This window comes from Oleiphilus sp. HI0132, assembly GCF_001635845.1.
The window spans coordinates 1-1,240 of record NZ_LWGJ01001785.1 but is presented as its reverse complement, the minus strand read 5'-3'; the positions used below and the strand labels follow the sequence as shown (position 1 = coordinate 1,240).

The following is a 1,240-nucleotide window of genomic DNA, read 5'->3' as shown; positions in this document are numbered from 1 at the left end:
TGGACGTCCTGGCCAGTTCGGCAGAACCAAATAATGTCAGCTTCGGTGCAGCGGTCCCGGCAAGTGACTTCCCTATTATTGAACAACTAAAAAAATCATTTGCAAACCTTGTGCGGACTGAGAAGTTTCTCGGCATTGGCTATGACTCAGGAAAAGGCTGTCCTCAACTAAGGAAGCAGCTCGCCAGACGTGCTTCTGATGCGGGCATGTTAGTGTCACCTGATGAAATTATTATTACTGCTGGCTGCCAAGGGGCCATTGTATTGTGTTTACGCTCTCTGTGTGAAAAAGGTGATGTGGTTGCGGTAGAGTCGCCAGGCTATTATGGCTTGTTACAGTTAATCGAATCTTTGGGGCTAAAAGCGCTTGAAATTCCTTCAGATCCGGTAAGGGGAATGAGCATCGACGCGCTTCAGTTGGCAGTCGAGCAGTGGCCCGTAAAAGTTGTGTTATCAGTTCCTAGCTATAGCAACCCCATGGGAGCCTTGATGCCAGAAACTGCGAAGCTCAAGTTGGCGAAGCTCTTAGAAAAATATGATTTACCGATGATTGAAGACGATATTTACGGAGAGCTGTCATACAGTGATGCTAGGCCAAAAGCTGTTAAATCTTATGATAAGGGTGGCCGAATTCTGCTGTGCTCTTCAGTTTCGAAGGTGCTTGACCCTCAGCTATGTGTCGGCTGGGTGATGCCAGGGCGATATCGGGAAAAAATTGAGTACCAACGTTTTTTAAGCAACTCCAGTCACTTTGCTTTACCCCAACTGGCGGTTGCCGATATTTTGTCTAGAGGGCGCTTTGACCGTCACTTGAGGCATGCTCGTGAAGTTTACAGCCAGAGGCGCGATAGGTTGCTAGATTTAATTGCGCTACACTTTCCCAAAGAAACACGCATCACTAAGCCGCAAGGAGGTTTTGTTGCATGGATACAGTTGCCTGATGGTGTAGATAGCACAGAGTTCTACCATTTGGCTAAGGCCGAGGGCGTCATTGTTGCGCCAGGAGAAATCTTTTCAACCGATTCGAGTAAGTACCATAACTATATTCGGTTAAGTTATGCACATGAATGGACCAGAGAGCGAGAGCAAGCTGTTGTGATTTTGGGGAATATACTAAAAGCTGAACTAAGCAGATTCACATAACACTTGCTCAGCTTTTAAGTGGAGAGCTTAACGTTTTTTAGGTGTCCAGGCCCAAACCATTTCCATAAGAATGGGTTCTTTGCCTTCAGCGTCTGTCA

At 46.5% G+C, this 1,240-nt stretch carries 1 protein-coding gene; it reads left to right on the top strand.

Annotated features, from left to right (window positions below; all coding sequences use genetic code 11):
• Nucleotides 1-1,142 (top strand): PLP-dependent aminotransferase family protein (locus A3766_RS27095; protein WP_068643353.1); only part of this gene is annotated, 1,142 nt, incomplete at its 5' end.
• Between the last annotated feature and the right edge of the window lie 98 nt (nucleotides 1,143-1,240).